The organism is Terribacillus saccharophilus (assembly GCF_000725365.1).
Lineage (GTDB): Bacteria > Bacillota > Bacilli > Bacillales > Amphibacillaceae > Terribacillus > Terribacillus saccharophilus.
In genome coordinates this window covers 3,016,710-3,039,239 of record NZ_CP008876.1, presented here as the reverse complement: position 1 = coordinate 3,039,239, position 22,530 = coordinate 3,016,710, and the positions used below count along the sequence as shown (strand labels likewise).

The 22,530-nt window shown below is 41.2% G+C and carries 26 protein-coding genes; 7 read left to right on the top strand and 19 right to left on the bottom strand.

Features of this window, described 5'->3' with window-relative positions; genetic code table 11:
- The 6 genes from GZ22_RS15140 to galU all read right to left on the bottom strand — a co-directional run bounded on the left by GZ22_RS15140 (window position 1) and on the right by galU (window position 5,271).
- Window positions 1–1,044: a glycosyltransferase family 4 protein gene (locus tag GZ22_RS15140; RefSeq protein WP_038564248.1), complete on the bottom strand. Its 1,044-nt coding sequence runs from the start codon at window positions 1,042–1,044 to the stop codon at window positions 1–3.
- Window positions 1,045–1,067: 23 nt separating this feature from the next.
- On the bottom strand, window positions 1,068–1,736 hold the full coding sequence (locus GZ22_RS15135) for a sugar transferase (protein WP_038564245.1): 669 nt from the start codon (window positions 1,734–1,736) through the stop codon (window positions 1,068–1,070).
- A 24-nt stretch (window positions 1,737–1,760) separates the two neighbouring features.
- Window positions 1,761–2,528, bottom strand: coding sequence for a tyrosine-protein phosphatase (locus tag GZ22_RS15130; RefSeq protein WP_038564242.1), 768 nt, complete (start codon window positions 2,526–2,528; stop codon window positions 1,761–1,763).
- A gap of 109 nt (window positions 2,529–2,637) precedes the next feature.
- Complete coding sequence (locus GZ22_RS15125) at window positions 2,638–3,330, bottom strand: CpsD/CapB family tyrosine-protein kinase (RefSeq protein WP_038564239.1); 693 nt, start codon at window positions 3,328–3,330, stop codon at window positions 2,638–2,640.
- Window positions 3,305–4,072: a YveK family protein gene (locus GZ22_RS15120; protein WP_038564235.1), complete on the bottom strand. Its 768-nt coding sequence runs from the start codon at window positions 4,070–4,072 to the stop codon at window positions 3,305–3,307. The genes GZ22_RS15125 and GZ22_RS15120 overlap by 26 nt, the downstream gene beginning before the upstream one ends.
- 314 nt (window positions 4,073–4,386) lie before the next feature.
- The gene (galU, locus tag GZ22_RS15115) at window positions 4,387–5,271 is read right to left on the bottom strand and encodes a UTP--glucose-1-phosphate uridylyltransferase GalU (protein ID WP_038564232.1); all 885 of its coding nucleotides are present in this window, start codon (window positions 5,269–5,271) and stop codon (window positions 4,387–4,389) included.
- A 329-nt stretch (window positions 5,272–5,600) separates the two neighbouring features.
- Between galU and GZ22_RS15110 the strand changes: the two genes are divergently transcribed.
- Window positions 5,601–6,665 (top strand): C40 family peptidase, encoded by a 1,065-nt coding sequence (locus tag GZ22_RS15110; RefSeq protein ID WP_038564229.1) that lies wholly within the window; start codon window positions 5,601–5,603, stop codon window positions 6,663–6,665.
- Here the strand turns inward: GZ22_RS15110 and GZ22_RS18670 are convergent.
- The 5 genes from GZ22_RS18670 to GZ22_RS15090 form a co-directional block, all read right to left on the bottom strand.
- The gene (locus tag GZ22_RS18670) at window positions 6,659–6,820 is read right to left on the bottom strand and encodes a hypothetical protein (protein ID WP_164072100.1); all 162 of its coding nucleotides are present in this window, start codon (window positions 6,818–6,820) and stop codon (window positions 6,659–6,661) included. The genes GZ22_RS15110 and GZ22_RS18670 overlap by 7 nt on opposite strands.
- 59 nt (window positions 6,821–6,879) lie before the next feature.
- Entirely contained in the window at window positions 6,880–7,335 is a 456-nt protein-coding gene (locus tag GZ22_RS15105) for an AraC family transcriptional regulator (protein ID WP_038564226.1), read from the bottom strand.
- Between the two features lie 107 nt (window positions 7,336–7,442).
- Complete coding sequence (locus tag GZ22_RS15100; protein ID WP_051748556.1) at window positions 7,443–7,853, bottom strand: ATP-binding protein; 411 nt, start codon at window positions 7,851–7,853, stop codon at window positions 7,443–7,445.
- A 169-nt stretch (window positions 7,854–8,022) separates the two neighbouring features.
- Window positions 8,023–8,703, bottom strand: a complete 681-nt coding sequence (locus GZ22_RS15095; protein ID WP_038564223.1) for a Na-translocating system protein MpsC family protein — start codon at window positions 8,701–8,703, stop codon at window positions 8,023–8,025.
- 84 nt (window positions 8,704–8,787) lie between these two features.
- Window positions 8,788–9,138: a hypothetical protein gene (locus GZ22_RS15090; protein ID WP_038564220.1), complete on the bottom strand. Its 351-nt coding sequence runs from the start codon at window positions 9,136–9,138 to the stop codon at window positions 8,788–8,790.
- Between the two features lie 206 nt (window positions 9,139–9,344).
- Here GZ22_RS15090 and GZ22_RS15085 point away from each other — a divergent pair, with 206 nt between their 5' ends.
- The 3 genes from GZ22_RS15085 to GZ22_RS19020 all read left to right on the top strand — a co-directional run bounded on the left by GZ22_RS15085 (window position 9,345) and on the right by GZ22_RS19020 (window position 12,109).
- Window positions 9,345–10,703, top strand: coding sequence for an MATE family efflux transporter (locus tag GZ22_RS15085; protein WP_038564217.1), 1,359 nt, complete (start codon window positions 9,345–9,347; stop codon window positions 10,701–10,703).
- A gap of 171 nt (window positions 10,704–10,874) precedes the next feature.
- A complete protein-coding gene (locus GZ22_RS15080; RefSeq protein ID WP_038564213.1) occupies window positions 10,875–11,972 on the top strand; it encodes a response regulator aspartate phosphatase in 1,098 nt (365 codons plus the stop codon).
- Between the two features lie 5 nt (window positions 11,973–11,977).
- On the top strand, window positions 11,978–12,109 hold the full coding sequence (locus tag GZ22_RS19020) for a hypothetical protein (RefSeq protein ID WP_281176661.1): 132 nt from the start codon (window positions 11,978–11,980) through the stop codon (window positions 12,107–12,109).
- 40 nt (window positions 12,110–12,149) lie between these two features.
- Here the strand turns inward: GZ22_RS19020 and GZ22_RS15075 are convergent, their stop codons facing one another.
- Window positions 12,150–13,019 (bottom strand): SMP-30/gluconolactonase/LRE family protein, encoded by an 870-nt coding sequence (locus tag GZ22_RS15075; RefSeq protein ID WP_038564211.1) that lies wholly within the window; start codon window positions 13,017–13,019, stop codon window positions 12,150–12,152.
- A gap of 109 nt (window positions 13,020–13,128) precedes the next feature.
- Between GZ22_RS15075 and GZ22_RS15070 the strand changes: the two genes are divergently transcribed.
- Entirely contained in the window at window positions 13,129–13,644 is a 516-nt protein-coding gene (locus GZ22_RS15070; RefSeq protein ID WP_038564209.1) for a GNAT family N-acetyltransferase, read from the top strand.
- A 12-nt stretch (window positions 13,645–13,656) separates the two neighbouring features.
- Here the strand turns inward: GZ22_RS15070 and galE are convergent, their stop codons facing one another.
- Genes galE through GZ22_RS15055 form a run of 3 tightly spaced genes read right to left on the bottom strand, consistent with a single transcriptional unit; the run spans window position 13,657 to window position 15,835 of the window.
- Window positions 13,657–14,646: a UDP-glucose 4-epimerase GalE gene (galE, locus tag GZ22_RS15065; protein ID WP_038564207.1), complete on the bottom strand. Its 990-nt coding sequence runs from the start codon at window positions 14,644–14,646 to the stop codon at window positions 13,657–13,659.
- Between the two features lie 60 nt (window positions 14,647–14,706).
- Complete coding sequence (locus GZ22_RS15060; RefSeq protein WP_038564205.1) at window positions 14,707–14,964, bottom strand: YciI family protein; 258 nt, start codon at window positions 14,962–14,964, stop codon at window positions 14,707–14,709.
- A 19-nt stretch (window positions 14,965–14,983) separates the two neighbouring features.
- Window positions 14,984–15,835: an ROK family protein gene (locus GZ22_RS15055; RefSeq protein ID WP_038564203.1), complete on the bottom strand. Its 852-nt coding sequence runs from the start codon at window positions 15,833–15,835 to the stop codon at window positions 14,984–14,986.
- Window positions 15,836–15,998: 163 nt separating this feature from the next.
- Here GZ22_RS15055 and GZ22_RS15050 point away from each other — a divergent pair, with 163 nt between their 5' ends.
- Window positions 15,999–16,880, top strand: coding sequence for a GNAT family N-acetyltransferase (locus GZ22_RS15050; RefSeq protein ID WP_164072098.1), 882 nt, complete (start codon window positions 15,999–16,001; stop codon window positions 16,878–16,880).
- A gap of 40 nt (window positions 16,881–16,920) precedes the next feature.
- A complete protein-coding gene (locus GZ22_RS15045; protein ID WP_038564199.1) occupies window positions 16,921–17,124 on the top strand; it encodes a DUF2536 family protein in 204 nt (67 codons plus the stop codon).
- Window positions 17,125–17,198: 74 nt separating this feature from the next.
- Here the strand turns inward: GZ22_RS15045 and GZ22_RS15040 are convergent, their stop codons facing one another.
- The 4 genes from GZ22_RS15040 to GZ22_RS18310 form a co-directional block, all read right to left on the bottom strand.
- Window positions 17,199–18,494, bottom strand: coding sequence for a CitMHS family transporter (locus GZ22_RS15040; protein WP_038564196.1), 1,296 nt, complete (start codon window positions 18,492–18,494; stop codon window positions 17,199–17,201).
- Window positions 18,495–18,848: 354 nt separating this feature from the next.
- Window positions 18,849–19,775, bottom strand: coding sequence for an AEC family transporter (locus GZ22_RS15035; protein WP_038564193.1), 927 nt, complete (start codon window positions 19,773–19,775; stop codon window positions 18,849–18,851).
- A gap of 106 nt (window positions 19,776–19,881) precedes the next feature.
- The gene (locus GZ22_RS15030) at window positions 19,882–21,948 is read right to left on the bottom strand and encodes a choice-of-anchor I family protein (RefSeq protein WP_051748333.1); all 2,067 of its coding nucleotides are present in this window, start codon (window positions 21,946–21,948) and stop codon (window positions 19,882–19,884) included.
- Window positions 21,949–22,374: 426 nt separating this feature from the next.
- A complete protein-coding gene (locus tag GZ22_RS18310; RefSeq protein WP_077307232.1) occupies window positions 22,375–22,509 on the bottom strand; it encodes a YvrJ family protein in 135 nt (44 codons plus the stop codon).
- Window positions 22,510–22,530 lie beyond the last annotated feature (21 nt).

The window sequence follows — 22,530 nt, the reverse complement described above, 5'->3', positions numbered from 1 at the left end:
CTATAATTGAGATAATATGTATTTTAAGTGATCACTTGTATTTTTCCATGAATATTTATTTACTACAAAGTCAGAAAATTCCTCATTATCTTGTACTGTATTTAATTTTGCATACAAGTCGTTGTAATCATTAGGATTAAAATAAATTGCTTGATCTTCTAGTATTTCTCTTAATGGTGAAATATCACTTACTATTGGAGGACAATTAAAGAACATTGCTTCTATTGGAGGTAATCCAAACCCTTCAAACTTTGATGGAAATATAAACGCCTTAGCGCCTTTATATAATGCCATTAGTTCTTCATCTTCTACATATCCAAGAGTTTTTATATGGTGTGAGCTTATGTTTTCTTGTTTAAAAACATTATTTTTGCTTCCAACCAAAGCGACATCATACTTTAGAGGCATTTTATTCAGCATTTCAGAAATCAACTTAAAATTTTTGTTCGGGTTCATACTACTGACAGCCAAATAATATTTTTTTTCTCTTAAGTTGTATTTATTTAAAGTATCTGTAAGTTTTTGATTATTTACATTCTCTAGATGTTCTATCCCTAAATGAGCATAAGATACTTTATTCTTTAACACAGGGTAATAATTTATGAGTCTATCTTTTGAATACTTTGAAACAGTTATAATTTTCTTTGCTCGCTGGGATAAAATCTTGTATAAAATCCTATAAACCATTATAAAACGATTACTAAAACCTTCTGGGGCATCTAAAACAGCAGTATCGTGTATATAAACAACTTGATTTCTTTTTAATATGGGACCTGTATTACAGAAGTTAATAAGCATATTTCTTTTTACAAATCTAGGTAGATCTAATTGCTCCCATAAATGGCCTTTAAAATATCCAATTTCTTTAATTTCTATATTAGTTAGTTTAATTTTTCTCTTGTTTGTTTTTGGAGTTACCAGAATGAATCTATAGTTCTCATTTTCACCAAGAGATACGTCCAATTGCTTCACTATTTCTTCTGCTACTCGTTGAACTCCAGTTATGGACTGAGTTAAGAATCTTCCATTGATATAAATTTCCATAGTTTTCTCCCAGATTTTAAAAATTAAAAAGCATCCTTTGAACCAAATAAAACTCTAAAAGTTCTTATAATTAGACTAAAATCAACTATCAAATTACAGTTCTCTATATACCTTAGATCTAAGTTTATTTGCTCTTCAAAACTTAAATTACTTCGTCCCCCTACTTGCCAATAACAAGTAAGTCCTGGTACAACTTTTAACCTTTGCCTTTGATAGTTATTATATTCAGCGACTTCTATCGGCAATGCTGGTCTGGGTCCCACTAGACTCATTTCTCCCTTAAGGACATTTATTAACTGCGGCAATTCATCTAAGCTTGTCTTCCTAATAAATTTCCCTACTCTTGTTACTCTCGGATCTTCTCTCATTTTGAATAAAGGACCATTCGCCTCATTCTCCGAGTAAAGATTTTCCAATAGATCTTCGGCATTTGCCACCATTGATCTAAACTTATACATAGAAAATATTTTCCCATCTTTTCCAACTCTTTCTTGCCTAAAAATAACAGATCCATTCTTATCCTCTAATTTAATTAGAATTCCAACTACAAGGAAAACTGGTAATAGTAATATAAGACCAATAAAGGATAAAACGACGTCTATTATTCTCTTTGAAAATACGTATGATCTGCGCTGATTTACTTTAACAGTGTGCTTTTCTAATGATTTAAAAACCTGTTTTGATTCAGCCATTTACAACTCACCCCTCTAAGAAATTCAAAAGATTCCCAAGAACTTTTTTCGTACAATTGGTTCAGGGATATCTCCAACAATTGTTTCTCCTGCCAGCATCCGTTGAGCGTTCTCCTGATAGGTGTAAATAAGATCTACCCCATATGTTTCTTCCAGTTCCGTCATCGCTTCCCGCATAACAAAACTTCTGTTATTTACATTGTGGGCATCAGATGCAATAAAATGAGTGAGATTTGCTTGTACAATTTCATGACTGAAGTTCTTTATTTTTTTACCAAACTTTCCAAGTAAGCTCGCTGCTGTTACTTGGGTCAGCACACCACCATTAACTAACTCATAGAGCTTATCAGGTTTATTTAATAATTCACTGTTCCGTTCTGGATGGACAATTACTGGTGTGTAACCTTCTACTTGTAGGTCGTAAAGCAGTTTGTTTGTATACTTAGGTACAGTCGAGGTAGGTAATTCAACAAGGATGTAAGGGGTATCTAGGTTAACGGGTAGAATTTCTTTAGCAGATAACCCCTCAGCTAAATCACCGTATATTCTTGTTTCTTGACCCGGCAGGATATTAACCTGTATACTTTCTTCCTCTAAAATTCTGTTTAATTCGTCTACACGCGTAAGGATGGATTCTGGATAATTATCAAATTGATTATTGCGGTGATGTGGGGTAGCGACAATGGTTTGAATACCTTGTGCTGCTGCTGCCTTTGCCATCTCTATACTGTCTTCCAATGTTCTTGCTCCATCGTCAACACCCGGTAGTATATGGCAATGAATATCTATCATACTATCTACACCCTTCCACTGCCCAAATTATTGAAAATAATAATGACATATTTCCTAGTTATTGTGCGAAAATATATCCTCGCAAGTGGAGGATGTATTTTCGCAGAGGTTAACTACCATAGTAGTAATAAGTATTAGATTTCTTTTGTGCTACGTCATTCAATACAATTCCAAGCAATTTAGCATGCGCAGGTTCAAGCAGCTCTTTTGCTTTTTGAATCGCATCGTATTCAGTCTTTTCACTACGCACGACAATTAGAGCTCCGTCACACGTATTAGCTAGAATCTGTGCATCAGTCACAGCCAATACTGGGGGAGTATCAAATATAACCATGTCATACGTTTCTTGTGCTTTTTTAATCAGTTGTTTCATTGCATTAGAACCTAATAGCTCAGATGGGTTAGGAGGAATTGGTCCGCATGTTAATATGTCTAGATTCGGAACATCCGTTTCCTTAGTTGCTTCCTCTAAAGGTTTTTCGCCAACTAATACAGTACTAAGACCAGCACGGTTATCTAATTTAAATGTGTAATGTACAGTTGGTTTACGCAAATCGGCATCAATTAAAAGAACCTTTTTACCCTGCTGCGCAAAGACAACAGCCAAGTTTGCTGTGGTAGATGATTTACCTTCGGATGGACCCGAGGAAGTTATCAGCAGTGATCGCATCGCTGTATCTACAGATGCAAATTCAATATTCGTTCGGATTGTACGATATTGCTCAGAAATCGGTGATTTCGGGTTGAATTTTGTTATGAGAGATCGGACATTTGTCTTAAACTGTTTTTTTCTTTTGGCCACTATACTCTCTCCTAACTTGTCTCTTATCAGTAGGTGCTGCATATTGCTTATTGGTTTTCATGTCTTCCTCGGTCATATGGCTAATGATCCCAATGACAGGGATACCGATACGTTTCTCGATATCAGCTTCTGTTTTAACAGTATTATCAAGATATTCTAATAGGAATGCCAGACCGATTCCTACCATTGCACCCAGTACAAGGGCAATTGCAGTATTCAATAGTATGTTTGGACTAGCCGGCGATGGATCTTCTACTGTTTCAGCTAAAGATAAAGGCTTTACGTTTTCTAAATTCATTAATTCCGGAATTTCTCTTTGGAAAACATCAACTGTAGTGTTGGCAAGCTCTGCAGCTTTTGCCTGGCTTGTATCAGTTGCGGTAACTGTAATGATCTGTGTATCAGCTTGGGAGGCAACTTCCAGCTTCTCTGCCAATTCACTGGAAGAGAGGGATAAGTTCATTTCCTTAGCGACCTCGTCCAGAATAACTGGACTAGTCATGACAATCTTATATGTATTGATCAAGCTGATATTAGATTGGATGGCGTTATTCAGTGTAGAAACATCCACGTTTTCTTCCTGGTTAACTACGACAGATGCACTAGCTTGGTAGGTCGGGGTAATTAAAAAGTAACTGACTAAAAAAGCGATTGCAGCGAAACTGATGATTAAGGATAAAATCATTAGTGTCCGTTTCTTCAATACTGCGAAAATTTCCTTTAAAGAGATTGTCTCTTCCATTCATGTCCCTCCGATGAGATGTACTAAAAAAGATAAGTCCAAAGACAAAGAAAAATGCTAACTTTTAGAAATTTATATGTACTTTTTTATTATATAGGGTTTCCCAAGCCATGCAATGACTGATTTTGTCGAAAATATGTAAGCGCTACAATTGTCACTTGCATCTTGTCGAAACATCTTTATAATATATAGTTCAATTTTCACAGTCAGCGATTAAAAACATGAAAAGTATACCACAAATTTCCCAGATGCAACATAGAATTACCAAATTATATTAAAAAAACCGAACCCACTTGCGCAGGCTCGGTTTCTTCTTATTTATTTTCTGTTACAACACTATTATTCAGATAATCCTGAAGCTGATCTTTTAAATCCGGACGATCAAGCGCAAATTCGATCGTAGCCTTGATAAATCCGAATTTATCCCCGACGTCATAGCGATCTCCAGTGAACTCACAAGCATAAACAGCTTGCTTCTTGTTCAATTCCTTGATTGCATCTGTAAGCTGAATCTCACCGCCAGCACCTGGAGGAAGAGTCTCAAGAATATCAAAGATTTCCGGAGTCAATACATATCGACCCATGATTGCGTAGTTAGATGGAGCTTCTTCCTTCTTTGGCTTCTCAACCAAGTCACTAACCTGCATAAGGTTAGGCTCGCTTGTAGAACCCTGCGGTGCAACAACACCGTATTTAGATACTTCAGATTCAGGTACTTGCTGAACACCAACAACAGAACCACGATATTTCTCGAAAGCCTCTGTTAATTGTTTCAATGCCGGAGTACCGTCTGTTTTCACGATATCATCACCAAGCAATACTGCGAATGGCTCGTTACCGATGAATTTCTTCGCAGTAGAAATCGCGTGACCAAGACCTTTTGCTTCTTTTTGACGGATATAGTGGATATCAGCCAAGTTAGAGATGTCTTGGATTTCTTCTAGCATCTTCATTTTGTCTTTTTTAATCAACTGATCTTCAAGCTCGTAGGATTTGTCGAAGTGATCTTCGATCGCGCGTTTACCGCGGCCACTAACAATAATGATATCCTCGATACCGGATTTAACAGCTTCTTCGACAATGTACTGAATTGTCGGTTTATCGACGATCGGTAGCATTTCCTTTGGCTGTGCTTTAGTTGCTGGCAGGAAGCGTGTTCCAAGACCTGCAGCTGGGATAATGGCCTTTTTGATTCTCATGTTTTTGCACCTCTTTATGTAATATATGTAGAATGCGTGTAGAGTGTTTCGTACGAATTATACTTCCCATAATCAAAAAGATAAAACGTTATCCATGATTAAATAGTTCAACTCGTACAATAGTCCTTAACTGCTTACTGAAACTGTAAAAATAGTAACATATCTAGTTTACTTACTCAATAACATCCATTCTACATTTCCCTACAATATACGAGTTTAATATTACAGTTACATTACAACTGCGTAAATTCTGGTAATCTATGTGCCAAATTATGCTATAGTATGATTAATTTCTATGGATTATGAAAATAAAGGAGAACGTTACTAGAATGAAAAAGACGATTGTTACCCTTGCTGCTACTGCGGTAATTGCTAGTTCATATGCCACAACTGTTGACGCTGCATCTTACAAGGTTCAGAAGGGCGACTCGCTCTGGAAGATTGCTAGCCAAAATAACACTTCCGTTTCTAAGCTGATGGAAATCAATGGACTGAAAAGCTCTATTATCTTCCCTAACCAAGTATTGCAGACAACTGGTTCATCCAGCTCTACGAATAAATCTACTACTAAAACATCTACATCATCTTCTAGCAGTGCATCTACATATACTGTTAAATCCGGTGATACGTTGAGTGGTATTGCATCTAAACATAAAATCTCTTTGAACGATTTGAAAAAATGGAATAATATCTCCGGATACTTGATCTATCCTGGCGATAAGCTGAAAGTTTCTGCAGGAGGTTCTTCGTCTTCATCGAATAACAGCTCTTCCTCCAACTCTGGAAGCTCATCCAACAATAGTAGCAGCTCTTCTTCTTCTTCCTCTTATAAAGTGAAGTCTGGTGACTCACTATGGAAGATTGCTAACAACAACGGTGTTTCTGTTGCGAACCTGAAAAGCTGGAACAACCTTTCTTCTGATGTGATCCGTGTTGGTCAGACATTGAAAATAAATGGTAAAGCAAGCAGCGGTTCATCTTCTTCCACGAAGCCTGCGACTAACACAAAAGTGGAATCCGCAAGCACTTCTAAGAGTGTGGACAAGCTAATCAGCGTTGCTAAAACGCAGCTTGGCAAACCTTATGTATGGGGTGGAGCTACAACTGCTGGTTTCGACTGCAGTGGATTCATCTACTATGCATTCAAGAACGCTGGTTATGACATCTCCCGTACATCTGCGGAAGGTTACTTCAACCGTTCTTACTATGTAAGCTCACCGCAGCCTGGTGACTTGATCTTCTTCAAAGGTACTTATAAAGCTGGTATCTCTCATATGGGTATCTACCTTGGCGGCGGTCAGTTCATTCATGCAGATAACGATGGTGTTCGCATTACAAGCACAAGCAACTCTTACTACGCTAAGCACTTCGATAGCTACAAACGTTTCTATTGATTATAAGAGCTTGGGACAGAACCTTCTGTCTCAGGCTTTTTTCTTTTGTTTTCTACTGTGATAAACTGGCGAAGATCTGTCAGCTGGCGAGCTACTTCAGCCACCAGAAACAGCATAACTACGACACCAATAAGATAGAAAACAATCTGGAACATATCATTCCCTCCTAAGTTTGTTACTTAATAGACGGTTCGGAGGGCAATTTGGTTTCACTTTATTTTATTGGTATGCATATTTCACAATAATGCTCCTTTAGCAGCTTCGCAGTGAATCTTTCAAAAGTAGGTCGATTGTCTAATTCAAACCCGTTGTTTGATAACTCATGGAATATGTCTGTCCATGCTTGAGTCATCGCTTCTGCAGTGTGTTGCACTGTAAAACAGACATACTTCCCTCCCCTTAACTCTCCGATAAATACCTCATCATCCTGCTGGAAATCTTCATTTATAACAAGGGCAGCGTCATATCGACATTTCTGTGGTTCTGTCGTTTCTACATTGTCTTGCGATATGCCAAGAATAATAGAGGTGTCATCCAGCAGTCTTTCTGCCGCTGCCCATTCCTTTAATGTTTGCATCGTTTGATAATTAGCAGCGCCATAAGGTCCTACTCTGCGAAAGTAAGCAATCCGGTAAGTTGGGATGTTTTCGATTTTTACTTTCGTTTTCATCCTTCTTTCCTTATTTGTTATCCTTACATTTCGAATGTAATATGTTATAAAATATTATTCAATTGAATTTTTAAAAAGATGTCGATAAGCACAAAAAAAGCTTATTCCTATACTCGGAATAAGCTTTTAGTATGAATGATCCGGTACTTGGCTACTTCTACTCGTGTACCTTCTGTTGTGGAAGACGTAATATCAAAATTATCCATAAGCCGCTTCACTCCTGGAAGTCCGCGTCCTAATCCGCCACCTGTAGTATAGCCATCTAACATGGCTTCCTGTAAATTGAGTATTCCGGGTCCGTTATCCTTGGCGGTAATGTAGATACCAACCCTTCTTGTATCTTGTTCGCTGCGGATACAAATTGTTCCGCTGCCTGCATATTTATAAATGTTTCGGGCAAGCTCTGAGATGGCTGCAGTGATACGGGCTTGTTCGACCGCACTAAACCCCAAGTCTGCTGCAAGCTTTCTGCCGCATGATCTGCTTGTGACAATATCCTTCTCATTTTCGATCTTCATTTCAGTCACCTTCCCCTCACCAGGAGCTGACGCCGCTTGCTTACATATATTGATAAATAGGTCCCCTTCTTCGGCTGGGTCCAATAAAATAAGCCAAAGCAAAGACAGAATGTCCTTACTTCGGCTTTATCGCTAGTTCCATGCCCAGCTGATTGCTAGCCAATATCATTTAGTTTGGATCGATGATGACGACAATAATGCTTCGATCGGTTTCAAACTCCCAATCTGCGAATACCTCTTGTACAACACCTTCCAGCAGATGACTTTCTTTATCAAATGCCTTGCGGAGCGCTTGCTTTTCCAAATTGCTTTTAGCCCTTCGCAATATCTCTGTCTGATCCAGTTTGTAAATCTCTTTTTCTATGTCTACCAGAATACCATCGCGATAGATAACAAGAGTTCTATTATTCATTGTAACTGTTTTTACTGTATTTGGCAACTTTTGAATCGATTCCGTAACCATAGATACCAGCTCATTGATTTTCTGAGGAAATTCTTCTTGCTCCAGTGCAATGATTGTTTCTCTCGTTGCGACGATAACACCGCCATTTGTCTCAATATCCCAATCATAGAAGAAGTGCTGATATTCGCGACCCGTACACTTTTCAATTTGAATTTTCAATTCAGGAAGACATTTATCCATGAGTGTATCTCGTGTATCGTATACCATGGCGTATTGCTCACGCTCCAAAAGCACCCTTTCAACAGGAGTCAGCAAATCACGCACATATATACAGACTATTTCCTCAGAAATTGAAACAAATACCGATTCAGGACCTTTACCAAAATGTTTTCGCAAAATTCCTGCCGTGAACCCTGCCAGTTCTTTTTGTTGTTCTTTTATATTCATTCTCGTATACCCTGTTCCCGATAGATTTTTTTACTTATATTGTACTTTATAAATACCTTTTTTGGATATAAAAAAAAGCCTGCACTACCGAATTTTAATCGACATAGTGTAGGCCTCGTTGTTCTGTTCCATTGACATGGATAATTCTTCTCCTTCCAGGATTATGCGGGGCATATCGTCCAATGTCCGCTTCGCTTTCGGGTTTTCATAAATGAATGATTGCGGCATAAAGAACAGGCTGTTTTTACCATCCGTTCCTTTTTCGAGTACGATGTCATGCAGATCAGGTAATTCGATCATATGATTGTCTATATATATTTTCGCCACGATCGGCTTGTGGTTGAAAACGAAAAAGTAATTATCGTTTATGGACGAACCTCTTTTTGTTCGCTCGACAAAATCCTGCATACTTAACGTCAATGAAGGGCAAGTCATCTCTTACCACTCCTTTCCTGTCTAAGCAAATGCAATGCTTTTTCTTAGGTGGCTTGCTACTTAATATGTACCCTTCCAGCAAAAAGCTAAACGACTTATCCACAGGCTTTCTGAAACTTTTGCCCCAGGGAAAATATGCTTTAAACTAGGGGTTATGATACACTAGGGGCTGTGGTTTTACTTATTCGACAACTGGGGGCAGACTTATGTATCCTACAAACACGATACGCGAAAAAGCGTCTTTATTCTTTCACATACTATGGCCTATCCTCGTGACACAGATCAGCTACAATCTTATGACTGTGCTGGATACAATGATGTCTGGCCGTGCTGGTACAGATGATTTAGCTGGTGTAGCCGTCGGTTCCAGCCTATGGATGCCCGTCTATACCGGTTTGACTGGAATCATGCTGGCCATCACGCCAATGGTTGGACAGCTGATCGGAAATAACCGTCGGAGTGATGTTGGACGGACGGTAATGCAAGGATTTTATTTGGCAATTGCGATTTCATTGGTTGTACTCGTTATCGGTGCAATTGCTCTGCAGCCTGTGCTCGGGATTATGGATTTGAGTGCAGATGTACATACAGTTGCAACAGATTATCTGCACGGACTTTCTATCGGTATCATCCCACTGTTTGCCAGCGCCGTATTGCGCAATTTCTTTGATGCACAAGGCTACACGCGAGTATCGATGGTGATTTTATTGATGGCACTGCCAATTAATGCAGCTCTTAATTATTTGCTCATTTTCGGTAACTTCGGTTTTCCTGAGCTTGGTGGAGCGGGCGCTGGTTATGCGACAGCTATTACATATTGGTTCATATTCGGTGCAAGTGTATTCCTAACATTCAAGCTGAAGGAAATGCGTACGCACTATTTATTTGTTCGCTGGTATAAGGTATCCTTCCAGGCTTGGAAGGAACAATTGAAAATCGGCGTACCAATGGGGCTCAGCACATTCTTCGAAGCTAGTATCTTTAGTGTCGTTACGCTCTTGATGGGTTCTCTTTTCGACACGACAGTCATTGCAGCCCACCAGACGGCACTGAACTTTACGACACTCATGTTCATGGTACCGCTCAGCATCTCTATTGGGATGACAATTGTTATATCTCATGAAGTTGGTGCACGCCGCATGAACCACGCCAAGCAATACGCCATCCTTGGCGTTAGCTCTGCTTTAGTAATTATCGGTATCTTGAGCTTACTATTATTCATTTTCCGGGAGCAGATCAGCTATTTCTACACATCTGATCGTACCGTCGTACTACTAGCCATGCAGTTTATGCTGTTTGCGATAATGTACCAGTTTTCAGATGCAGCTCAAGCATCTCTGCAAGGTGTGTTACGCGGATATAAGGATGTTACTATTCCGTTTATCATTGCCTTTGTATCTTATTGGATCGTCGGTTTGCCAAGCGGATATTTACTTTCCCGCTATACCACACTGGAACCATTCGGATTCTGGGTCGGCATCACACTTGGTTTGACCTGTGCCGCTATTGGTTTCTTCCTGCGGCTGCGATTCATTCAGCGTAAACAAGAGCAAGCTGCTGTATAAACACCTCCATTTCGGAGGTGTTTTTTTTTACAACTTTCCTAGTTTCCACGAACATCGCTTCCAATCTCAAATTAATGTCTCAAAATTCACCCTACTTTCCCAATAAAAATATGTAATGAAACATGCTATGCTTGATTCAGGCAAAATCTTACAGACTAGGGAGTGTAACTGATGCGTTCTGACGTCACGTTCAACTCAGAAGAGCTAAGGGAACTGCTCAATTTGTGGTATATGAACATCAAATTGAAGAAAGTCGAAGCAGCGGAAAAGCTTAAAACGGAAGTATCCGAACAGCTCGCTAAAGGTGAAGCGAATGACGACGTCGTCAAGCTAGCACTTCTGATCCATAGCCGCCACCACATTCTATGCAAGAATTATCCGGAAGCAGAAAAGCTGATCAGCCAAGTAGAAGGATTTTCTCCTTATCTAAAGGAAGAGCATCTCTACTATCTGCACCTTTTCAAAGGCATGTACCTGTATTCAACAAAGGACTATTACAATGCTATTGAAGAATACGGGGAGGTCGAACCCTATCTCAACTATATCGATGACGAAATAGAAAAAGCGGAGTTCTTTGATCTATTTGCATCTGCTCTCTACTACTTGGATTATACAAATCGTTCTGCTATTTATGCGGAGAAGGCGATTTATATCTATCAGTTGTATCCGTCCTATGAGAAGAAGCTGACGAGAGCGAAAAATCTTATCGCTTTGAACTATATTGATATGGCTGAATACGACCTAGCAGAAGAGTATCTTCATTCTGCTTTGCAGGACACCAATACAAAGCAAAGTATAATGGTTCAGGCGAGCATCTATCATAATCTTGGCTTGTTATATGAGAAAAAAGGTCTCAATTCTGCTGCTAAACGTTACCTTGAATTGGCATTAAAAGATGATAGTTTTGATGATTACCTCTCTGCCCTTTATCTATTGGCAAAGATTTATTTTGCAGAAGGTGATTTAGGAAGAGGCAAAGAGCTTTATGAGAATGCCATGAAGAAGTTAATCAGACAAGAAGATGAAGATTTTTATTGGCATTTCGAAGTGCTCTATGCATCAAATGCAGACGAGAAAAACTACATTACTATTCTAGGAAAAGCGATAGATTACTTCGAGAAACAAAACCGTATTTTCGAATTACAAAGATATGCAGATGAAATGGCTACCTATTATAGCAATGTGAAGAACTTTGAAAAAGCGAATCATTATTATCGATTGGCTTTAGGCTATCAAAACAATATCGTTATGTTTCATTCAAGGAGGTGATATATATGACAAAGAAACGCGTTGCTGCATTTCTAGTACTTGCTGCTATTCTTAGCAGTGTAGCTGGCTATTCCTTCTCGGATCAAGCAGTCATCAAAGGTTCCCTTCCTAACGCCATCAAGCACACGGACTTCTAATACTTAAAAAGCGAAAAGCCCGGCCTAGGCCGGGCTTTTCTTATTTTCCGAATCGGTAGCTTGGTGCCCCGACTACATCTGTCTCGTATACAAAGATACCTCCAGCAAGAGGCTCTTTCTTCAGATCCTCTTCTGTCAGGCTCTGTCTCGCAGTTGTAATAAATAATGTCTTCCGTTCCGGACCACCGAAAGCACAGCTTGTTACTTGGCTGACTGGTAAATGAACGTCCTGGAGCCGCTCACCTGTTTCAGGATTCCAGCGGGACACTTTGGATCCGCCGTAGTGCGCAATCCACAGATTGCCTTCTTCATCAATCGTCATACCATCTGGCTTACCATCCTTGAACGACACAACGGTGCGCGGGTTGCTGATTTCACCTTTCTCTCCATCATAATCAAAACACTGCACCTCTCCAGTCGGCGTATCAATGTAGTAGAAATACTTATGATCCGGACTCCAGGCTAGTCCATTGGAATTTCCGATACCATCGATGACACGTGTGAGCGTTTGATCTACTTCCATTCGATAAAAGGCTCCTTTATAGCCACTGCCTTTTTTAGGCATGGTTCCCGCCCAAAGTCTGCCGTAAGGATCAGCTTTTCCATCATTGAATCTGTTGGAAGGTCTGTCAGTTTCCGGGCTGTGGAGCAGCACCTTCGCTTTCAGCTCGCTATCTGTTTCATAAATTCCTTCCTCCATTGCCATAATAAGGCCGCCATCCTTTTTCAATACGACCGCTCCGACCTTCTGATCAACTGGAATTTCCCGCTGCTCTTTTGTCTTCGTATTGTATACATGAATCGCCTGTCCATTAATATCGACCCAATACAGTTCATCCGTTTCTTCTCGCCAAAAAGGACCTTCGGCCAAGCTCTGTTTCGCATCAATTAATAATTTCGCTTCTGCCATTTTCTCCACTCCCTTTATGTATGTATTACCTGCTATAGTAATAATACCACTATATGGATTACTTATTACCTGAATTACTATCATCTAAGCATGAAAAGGAGGGATTGCGATGATCGAAACAAATCGACTGCTAATACGACCTTATACAATTGAGGATATGCATTTTTTGGAGAGCTTAGTCAGCGATCCGCAGGTGGTTCGCTTTATCGGAAACGGAAAACCGAGAACCAAGGAAGGAGCACGATTGTTTTTCAATTGGAATTTGTCTCATATGAAGGAAGATCAGCTATTTGGTTTACAGGTTTTGGTTGAGAAAACAAGTGGTGACCTTATCGGTCACGCTGGATTGGTCCCACAAGAGGTTGACGGAGTGACCGAGATTGAGGTGGGATATTGGATTGCTCCAGCTTATTGGGGAATGGGCTTTGCTACGGAAGCTGCTGCCGCATTCCGAGACATTGCATTTGAACGGTTGAATGAAGATAGAATCATTGCCTTGATTTATCCAGATAATATCGCATCCTGCAGAGTAGCAGAAAAGCTAGGGATGCATATTTGGAAAGAAATCGAGCGACATAATAAGGAAGTCCTTGTTTATACCAAAGAAAAAACCCCTCCTAAATAGGAGGGGAAGGAATTATGCATCATAGCCATTCGGACGGTTCTGATGCCATCTCCACGCGTCACCGATAATGTCTTTCATATCAGTGCGTGTTGGATTCCAGCCTAGTATTTCTTTTGCCTTCGCAGAACTTGCGATTAAGACAGCTGGGTCACCAGCACGGCGTGGTCCGACTTTAGCCGGGATTTCTTTGCCAGTAACGGCGCGAGCTGCGTCAATCATCTCTTTAACAGAGAAGCCTTGACTGGATCCGAGGTTGAAGACATCGCTTTGGCCGTCTTTAGCCAAGTAATCCAGCGCTAATAGATGCGCATCAATTAAGTCGAGGACATGAACGTAATCACGGATACATGTTCCATCTTCTGTCGGATAATCTTCACCGAAGATGCTGATATGTTCACGCTGTCCAAGTGCTGTCTGCAGAATGATTGGAATCAAATGCGTTTCCGGACGATGATCTTCACCGATGTGTCCATCCGGATGGGCTCCGCCCACATTGAAGTAGCGCAGTGAGACGAATTTAATGCCGTACGCTCCGTCACACCATTTCATCATTTTTTCCATCATTAGCTTAGACTCACCATATGGACTTTCCGGATTTGTATCCAGATCCTCCGTAAGTGGAACAACATTTGTGTCACCATATGTTGCAGCTGTAGAAGAGAAGACAATTTTCTTCACTTCATGCTTGTGCATTGTTTCAAGCAACACCTGCATACCATACACATTGTTTCCAAAGTACTTCAATGGATCTTCTACAGATTCTCCAACAAGAGAGCTTGCCGCAAAGTGGACGACTGCATCTACTTTTTCCTTTGCAAATACATCATTAAGGAATGCTGCATCACGAAGATCTCCTTCATAGAAGACCGCCTTTTTGTTAACAGCTGCCAAATGGCCAGTGTTTATATTATCAACGATAACCGTTTCAAAGCCGCGTTCAACCAATGTCGCTACAGCGTGAGAACCAATGTATCCTGCACCACCTGTGACTAGTACTTTCATATTTTTTACCTCGCTTTTGGGTTTTATCTCTCGATCATTATAACATGCTTAAACGATTTCCTACATCTTATTCCATTCATGCAAATCCAGGCTGCGTACACCATTAACCAAATATGGATCCTCTTCGGCAAGCGCTCTCGCTTCGGCCTCATCTTCCGTCTGATAGATCACCAGACCTCCTGCTCCATCCGCGAACGCTCCTCTGGCGAAAATGAATCCCTTTTCGTCCAAGTCAGCAAGAAAATCCAGATGTGCCTGGCGATATTGCTGGTTTAATTCAGGTTTCTCCATTTTAAGAAATGCTGCAAAGTATTTCATTAGAATCTCCCCTACTATCTTATTTGGCTGTTTTAGCAAGCATGAGTGCTCCGACGATACCAGCATTATCTTCAAGACCTGGCGGAACAAGATAGTTTTCTGGCAGCGGGACATAGCGCTGCATGAGTGTTTCCAGCTCCTGCTGAATCATCTCATGAAGGCCCTCTTTCTTCATGACGCCTCCGCCCATAACGATTTTCTCTGGACTTAGCACCAATGTGTAGCTCATGATTGCCTGAGCCAAATAAAAGGCTTCCATCTGCCATACAGCTTCCTGATGGTATAGCTTTTGTGCTTTCTCCCCCCAGCGTGCTTCAATAGCAGGACCAGCGGCCAAACCTTCCAAGCAGTCTTTATGATACGGGCATTTCCCTGGATATGCGTCATTTGTACTTCGGCGAACTAGCAGATGACCCATTTCCGGATGGGAGAAGCCTTGTAGTGTTTCTCCATTCACAATTGCTCCAGCACCAATACCTGTTCCAACCGTAATATACAGGCAGCTGTCTGCATGTTTTGCTGCTCCGTGCATATACTCCCCTAAAGCAGCTACGTTCACATCGGTATCCAGCTTGACCGGCACACCTCTGCTCTTAAGTTCAGACAGCAGAGGATAGTCCTTCCACTGCAGCTTTGGAGTGTTGCCGATTGTGCCATACGTCGGGCTGTCTTCTTTTACATCAACTGGCCCGAAGGCTCCGACTCCTAGTGCTTCAATCTGTTTGTCTTGGAAGAAGTCAAACACAAGCTGCAGCGTTTCTTCTGGTTTCGTTGTCGGGAAAGATGCTCTTTCTTCTATATTTCCATGTTCGTCACCGACAGCACAGACGAATTTTGTACCACCAGCTTCAATTGCTCCATATCGCATCATCATCACCTCATTTGTCTCTCTTATTCTACTATGGAATTTTTCTCCTTCTGCGTCAACAGTTACCCTAGACTGTACAAATGCGGGAATTGTTATAAAATAGAAATATTGAATTGTATCTAATAATCTTAAAAACTTGATTAGTCTGTCAGAAATGGGGGGATGCATGATGACTGCTCTGCAAACAGTAACTGCATTTGCGCATGAACACGATTTACGTAAAAGTTTTAATAAACTAGCCAGAAAAACTTTTGGCTTTGATTTTGAATTATTATATAAAAGCGGCTTATGGAATGAACGTTACCACACGCATGCTTTCGCTGATAATACTCAAATTGTCGCGAACGTTTCTGTAAGCGCACTCACAGTACATATTAACCAACAGAAGACAAAGGCGATTCAAATCGGAACCGTCATGACTGACCCTAGTTACCAGAACCAAGGACTGGCTACACAGCTGCTGCAGCGTGTCATTCAACAGTACGAAACAGACAATGATCTCATCTATCTGTTTTCACGGCCAGGAGTGGAAAGTATTTACGAAAAACTCGGCTTTACTGCTGTACAGGAAAAACTGTTTTCTATTCCGGTATCTTCTGAACTGCGCCCGGTTCCGGATTATCGAAAGCTGAAACCTGCTGTTAACCCACAGGACATGGTTGTGCTGCTTGACCGTTATGGCAAACGCCATCCGCAGTCTAGTATTCTCGATATATCAGATGCCCAGCATATTCTTGGCTTCCATACATTGTATGAGCCAGAAATAGAGATTATTGAACTATTGGAACCAGCAGCTCTATTGCTTTATAAAAAGATTGGCCAGACACTGCATTTATATGATGTGATCAGCCCAACAAGGCTAGTTTGGAGGCAAATTGCAGATTACGTTGCACAACCAGGTGTAACCGAAGTCATCTTCCATTTCACACCGACTTTTGCGGATTTGGAGCCCCTCTCTCACACGCACACTGAGCGCGATACACTCTTTGTAAACAAACCGGAACTGCTGCCCGCAGACTTCCAGTTTCCCGAATTGTCCCATGCATAATATAATGAGATAAAGCAGTGATAGAAAGGAACGAAAAGCAATGCTAGATTTAGAAATGCTGAAAGACAAGGTAGAGTTCTTCGAAGCACATGACTTGTCCACATTAGAAAAGAAAATCAACGAACAGATTCAACATAACAAAGCAATTCTGCTTGAGCTGCACCACGTAGCTCATAACATGCATGTAGATGAGAATGGTCGACGCTTTTATAGTGCGGTTGCTCATTTTAAAGCTAATTACTGATTTTTATTAAAAAATAGGTTCACTTAAATCTTCACACTAAAATACCGTCCATTACGGACGGTATTTTTATGTTCCTAGAAAATGATACCTGTAACAACCGCAACCGCAATTACAGCAAATGCTGTTCCGGTTGCCCAGAGAATGGTGAATCGCTGGAATTCCCCGAAGTCTACTTTCGACATTCCGACCAGCAAGTATGTAGCCGGAACAAGCGGGCTTAGTAAGTGGACAGGCTGTCCGAGCAAGGATGCACGAGCAATCTCAACTGGTGCAAAGCCGTAATTGGCAGCTGCTTCTGCCAAAATTGGTACAACACCGAAGTAATAAGCATCATTAGACATAAAGAATGTGAATGGAATACTCGTAACTGCAACAATAATACTGAAAGCAGGACCCCATGAATCTGGAATGATGGATATAAGGCTTGATGCCATCGCATCTACCATTTCAGTACCAGAAAGGATACCAGTGAAAATACCGGCTGCAAATACAAGCGATACTACCGCAAGTACGTTTCCTGCATGATCAGCAATACGCTCTTTTTGCAGTTTCAAGTTCGGGTAGTTAATCGTGATCGCTACTGCAAATGCAAGCATGAACAATACCGGCAGCGGCATGACACCCTCGATCAGACCGAACATCAATAGAGCCGTTAATGCGAAGTTGACCCATAATAGGTGTGGACGCTTTAGTGATGCATCAACTGTAGCAGCCTGCTGCTGCAAGATGCGGCGTTCTGCATCATCAAATGTAACAACACCAAGACGTTTCTTTTCGCGGCGTCCCATAATGTAGGCAGTAAAGAAAATCCAGATTGCTCCGCCAATCATAGTCGGAATTAATGGAACGAATACATCGCCCACATCAACGTTAAGCGCTGCAGCAGCACGAGCTGTAGGTCCGCCCCATGGCACCATGTTCGTTAAACTTACACACATAACGGCGATTGCCGGTAATATGAGCGGATTCATTTTTAATCGTTGATACAGCGGGAAAAACGCAGATACAGTGATCATATAACTTGTCGTTCCATCTCCATCTAAGGAAACGACTAGTGCAAGAGCAGCCGTACCGATTACGATCTTCGTCGGATCCCCTTTAACCGCTTTCAAAATACTGCCGACGACTGGATCGAATAAACCTGCATCAATCATGATTCCGAAATAAAGAATCGCGAATAATAGCATAATTCCAGTTGGTGCTAAATCTGTGATTCCCTGCAGTGACATTTCCCCTAAGTCACCAGCATGCCCGGTCAGAACCGCAAAAATCGCCGGGATGATCATCAGCGCAATGAGCGCAGATAGCTTTTTCGTCATAATCAAATACATGAATAGAAAGACCATCAAGAAACCCATTATTGCTAACATCCTAAATCCCCCTCATCGTCTCCTGAAACAATTCCCCCAAACCCTAAGCAGCGTTGAATAATATATTACAACTATTGTATGCGCTTCCAAATATAATTTCAACAGTTTTGTTACTTTTTTAAGTAAGAAAACTCGTCGTAGAATGACGATTGGCTCTATAACAGCTTTTCCTACTTAAAATCAGGTAGAATAACCTATGTTTAGATCATTATAAACACGTTGGACACCTATTGCCGTATAACACAATAGCCTTTTATAAGTTATACTAATTCATCATCTCTAGTTTTCATTTCTAATAAACCTATTGCATTCTGTTACCCAAAACTTTTACCTTTCTCTATCAAAAAATATACCTTACCCAAAAAGAATGCCGGCCATATACACTACAACGGTGACAGTAATACTGCTTAAAATTGTCGTTACAAGAACAGTCTGCGCTGCTAAATCTGGATTGTTATTATACTCCAAAGCGAAAATTGAACTGTTTCTGGAAGTCGGAAATGAGCTGGCAATAAATAATGATTGTGCGACAGTTCCGTCAAGACCAAGCAGCAAAATGATACCTAAGGCTGCAGCCGGACCGATCAGAAGGCGGGCTATCGTACTCAGATAAAGCACAACATGCGGACGCTTCAGCTGAATCTGTGCTACTTGAGCTCCAAGCGTTATCAAGGCGACAGCAAGGAAGGCATCGGCAATTGACGTAATTGGATTCCAGAGAAATGTTGGAATGTCTACATGGAACGACGCGCATAAAACACCGAGTATAATTGCATAAATCATTGGCAGCCGGAGAAGCTCCTTCAAAATAGCATTTCCTTGGCTTTTGACACTCACCATATTATAAAGCCCGTATGTAAAGGTGAGTAGATTCTGATACACCATGACAATCAGCTGAATGGATACCCCGAGCGGATTTGACTGGAAAACGAGCTGACTGACAGGTATTCCGTAATTCCCTGAATTCATCAGTACCACGCTGTTCTTATAAGTAGCAGCCACTCCTCGGTCGAGCTTGAACAGTCTGCTCGTAATCTCCGTAAAGCTAATAGAAAACGCAGTAAACAGCAGCAGGAATAAAATGATCTGACCAAACACGGAAAGCGGCATACTGCTTTGATACATATTGATAAAACCGTTCACGGGCAGGAAGCAATACGTCAACAGCTTGGACAGGGTCCCTAGCTGTAATGAAAATTTTCGCTGCAGGATGACACCGACAGCAAGCAGAACCAATAAAGGTGCAATAACTTCCAGGAAAATCAATGATAATACAGCCATGTGCTCCCTCCTTTTGTAAGCGAATACATGGATATTATACTCCTGCCTTTATTAAAACTCTATAGGAAGCAATTAAAAAAACAGCCACTATGCGTGGCTGCTTTTCTTATGCTCTTTTGCGGAGCTTGTTTATCCCAAAGAAAATGACACCGGCAGCAACAAGCGCAACGCCTCCAAGCAGCCAATTAAACACATTCGTGCTCGTGTTAGGTAGTGGCTGACCTTCTGCATCATCGGTATCCGATTTAGCGGAAGCTGTTGTCTGTACATTGTCCTGCTCATTCGATTGAGGTTCTGTCGTCGTAGTTTCCGTTACCGTTTCAGCTTGTTCTTCTACTTTCTCAGTCTCCTGCGTAGGTTCTTCTTGCTCATTCGTTGTTTCTTCCTCATTTACCGGTGCAGTTGTCTCTTCTGCTGGTTCTTCCTCTTCCGGTTCATTCGGTTCTGTTACCGGCTGTTCTGTCTCTTCTTCTTCTGGAACAGGTTGTGGCTGTGCTTCGACTTTTTCTCCAAGTGCGTAAGCAGCAATCGTACCTGACACTTCATGTGCTGCTAGTAGCAGCGTCTGACCTGTCGGACTTTCTTCTGCTGAAATGTACGTCAGTCCTTCCGGTGCAACATCACCGCTTGCACTATCTACAGCGGCTTCATCTCCTTGGAATTTACGGCTGGAGAAATACGTCGAGAATGATGGGCTGGTTGGATTGGTCACGTCATAAGCCATGATACCGCCAGTCCGCTCCAAACCGATAAATGCATACGTTTTGCCGTCTACATCACCAGTTATAACAGCTTCCGGCTCAGGTCCTTTATCATCACTGCGGTTATCAAGCTTATCTTCATCGTTTGTCGTATTGAAATAATCCGGAATTGCTTCAGCTGTTATTTTCTCAAAATCTGAGCCGCTATCATATACCTGCTGTAAGGAATCTGCATCCCAAATGGAGAAGCTACGCCCGCCGAATCCGTAAACAGCTTCATATTTACCATCAGCATTTTTCGGTGCCACAATACTTGTGTTCAAACGGCCTAGCTTTTCATCCTCAAACAAGCCATCCTGCACAAGCTGATCAAGCTGTTCCTGTGTGTACCCTTCATATAAATCAGCGTTCAACGCGTAAGCATCCTCTGCTGCCAGATCTGCTACCCGCATTTCCTCTGAAAAGCCTTCCCAGTCCTGGGCATCTCCTTCATTGGCTGTAATCAAATACGTCTTACCACCCGATTGAAATGCTGTCATTCCATCCGGCATATACATACTGAGCACCGGCCAATTGCCAATCTGGATACCATCATCTTTATTGGAAGGATCAAGTTCGACGCCCTCTTTAGAAAAGTCTTTGTATCCTAAACTCTTCACCGTCGTGAAACTGTTTGACTGCAAGTCCAGTTTTGCAATAGCATTGCCTTCTTGAATAGCTACATAAGCATAACGATTATCTTTATCTACAGTTATGTATTCTGGTTCCAGATTTTCCGCGTAAGATGAATTTTCCGGATTTGGATTCACTTTACGTACATCAGAATCCACAATGTCGTCGGTGAATGATGCTGTTTCAGCTGTCAGGTTATCCAATCCATTTGCTACATTAATGATGCTGACAGAACCCTCAGGATTGACTGTGTAATCATCAGAAGGCTCTCCCTCATTGGCAACGAGCACTTTCGAGCCGTCATGGGTGAAAGTGACCATATCCGGCAATGCACCTACTTCAACACTTGCCAGCTTGTTGCCATCCGTATCAAGCAGTACAACATGGCCTGGATCGGTCTTTACCGCACTTGGTACTGACACCGCAATATATTTACCTTCTGGATGAATGGCGACACTAGTTACATCGGAAGCACTTACCCCAAAGGATTCCAGAGATACACGTTTTAAAAGCGGAATCTCTCCATTCCCATCCTTCAATCCATTCAAATCGAGAATATCAAGAGCACTAGCTGCTCCGTTCACGGAAAAGGCGCGTTTTGTATTCGCATCATACGCTACAATCTCTGTACCACCTTCACCAATTCCACTCCCGCTGTTATAGCGGCCAATCTGTTCTACTTGAAGTGCTTGTCCTTGATCTCTATTATATACCTTTAATTCTTCTGCATGCCCGACAGCAGGTATTGCCAAACTAGCAGCCGCTAGCGACATCGCTGTCCATTTCTTCCAATTCTTCACGTACGCCACCCCAACTCTATCATTAGTTTATGTATGATAGTTATGATAGCTTATGGCCGTGAAGTAGCTGTTAAAAGTATATGAAGTTCTTGTAATGTTGCAGGAACTAAACATGGATGCCAATTGAATAAAAGATTGTGCACTTAAATTATCTAAATAACAGAAAATACATGCATAATAGACCTGCATAAAATATTCCGGAAATCAGACATGCATTCCACAAACCAACTAAGAAGTCATTTTCTTTAAGGATCATGGGTTTCGCCCTTTCTTCAGTGACAGTAAATTTTCTTATACAACAACTTTATCGGATTAATTCTATTTCTATTAAATCGAATAAGCGAGATATGATATCTAATCTTTAAAGAAATAAACAAGAAGACCAGCTAACGGTGAAATGCCCCCCACGGCTGCTGGTCTTCTTTTTCATTTCAGCTTCTCCGGCAAACTATGAATGGAAGCAATCAGCGTATTCAACTTATTCTCGATCCGGTGCATCAAATAGAAAGTGACAGCTGCCGGAAATCCGAATTCTTTTATGATAGCAAGCCATGGCTCCATCTGGTACGCCTCCTTTCTTAT

Bases quoted from the DNA above. Each gene is read 5' to 3' on its own strand.
- GZ22_RS15140 (WP_038564248.1), bottom strand. From the start codon at position 1,044: ATGGAAATTTATATCAATGGAAGATTCTTAACTCAGTCCATAACTGGA.
- GZ22_RS15135 (WP_038564245.1), bottom strand. From the start codon at position 1,736: ATGGCTGAATCAAAACAGGTTTTTAAATCATTAGAAAAGCACACTGTT.
- GZ22_RS15130 (WP_038564242.1), bottom strand. From the start codon at position 2,528: ATGATAGATATTCATTGCCATATACTACCGGGTGTTGACGATGGAGCA.
- GZ22_RS15120 (WP_038564235.1), bottom strand. From the start codon at position 4,072: ATGGAAGAGACAATCTCTTTAAAGGAAATTTTCGCAGTATTGAAGAAA.
- galU (WP_038564232.1), bottom strand. From the start codon at position 5,271: ATGAGAATCAAAAAGGCCATTATCCCAGCTGCAGGTCTTGGAACACGC.
- GZ22_RS15110 (WP_038564229.1), top strand. From the start codon at position 5,601: ATGAAAAAGACGATTGTTACCCTTGCTGCTACTGCGGTAATTGCTAGT.
- GZ22_RS18670 (WP_164072100.1), bottom strand. From the start codon at position 6,820: ATGTTCCAGATTGTTTTCTATCTTATTGGTGTCGTAGTTATGCTGTTT.
- GZ22_RS15105 (WP_038564226.1), bottom strand. From the start codon at position 7,335: ATGAAAACGAAAGTAAAAATCGAAAACATCCCAACTTACCGGATTGCT.
- GZ22_RS15100 (WP_051748556.1), bottom strand. From the start codon at position 7,853: ATGAAGATCGAAAATGAGAAGGATATTGTCACAAGCAGATCATGCGGC.
- GZ22_RS15095 (WP_038564223.1), bottom strand. From the start codon at position 8,703: ATGAATATAAAAGAACAACAAAAAGAACTGGCAGGGTTCACGGCAGGA.
- GZ22_RS15090 (WP_038564220.1), bottom strand. From the start codon at position 9,138: ATGACTTGCCCTTCATTGACGTTAAGTATGCAGGATTTTGTCGAGCGA.
- GZ22_RS15085 (WP_038564217.1), top strand. From the start codon at position 9,345: ATGTATCCTACAAACACGATACGCGAAAAAGCGTCTTTATTCTTTCAC.
- GZ22_RS15080 (WP_038564213.1), top strand. From the start codon at position 10,875: ATGCGTTCTGACGTCACGTTCAACTCAGAAGAGCTAAGGGAACTGCTC.
- GZ22_RS19020 (WP_281176661.1), top strand. From the start codon at position 11,978: ATGACAAAGAAACGCGTTGCTGCATTTCTAGTACTTGCTGCTATTCTT.
- GZ22_RS15075 (WP_038564211.1), bottom strand. From the start codon at position 13,019: ATGGCAGAAGCGAAATTATTAATTGATGCGAAACAGAGCTTGGCCGAA.
- GZ22_RS15070 (WP_038564209.1), top strand. From the start codon at position 13,129: ATGATCGAAACAAATCGACTGCTAATACGACCTTATACAATTGAGGAT.
- galE (WP_038564207.1), bottom strand. From the start codon at position 14,646: ATGAAAGTACTAGTCACAGGTGGTGCAGGATACATTGGTTCTCACGCT.
- GZ22_RS15060 (WP_038564205.1), bottom strand. From the start codon at position 14,964: ATGAAATACTTTGCAGCATTTCTTAAAATGGAGAAACCTGAATTAAAC.
- GZ22_RS15055 (WP_038564203.1), bottom strand. From the start codon at position 15,835: ATGATGCGATATGGAGCAATTGAAGCTGGTGGTACAAAATTCGTCTGT.
- GZ22_RS15050 (WP_164072098.1), top strand. From the start codon at position 15,999: ATGATGACTGCTCTGCAAACAGTAACTGCATTTGCGCATGAACACGAT.
- GZ22_RS15045 (WP_038564199.1), top strand. From the start codon at position 16,921: ATGCTAGATTTAGAAATGCTGAAAGACAAGGTAGAGTTCTTCGAAGCA.
- GZ22_RS15040 (WP_038564196.1), bottom strand. From the start codon at position 18,494: ATGTTAGCAATAATGGGTTTCTTGATGGTCTTTCTATTCATGTATTTG.
- GZ22_RS15035 (WP_038564193.1), bottom strand. From the start codon at position 19,775: ATGGCTGTATTATCATTGATTTTCCTGGAAGTTATTGCACCTTTATTG.
- GZ22_RS18310 (WP_077307232.1), bottom strand. From the start codon at position 22,509: ATGGAGCCATGGCTTGCTATCATAAAAGAATTCGGATTTCCGGCAGCT.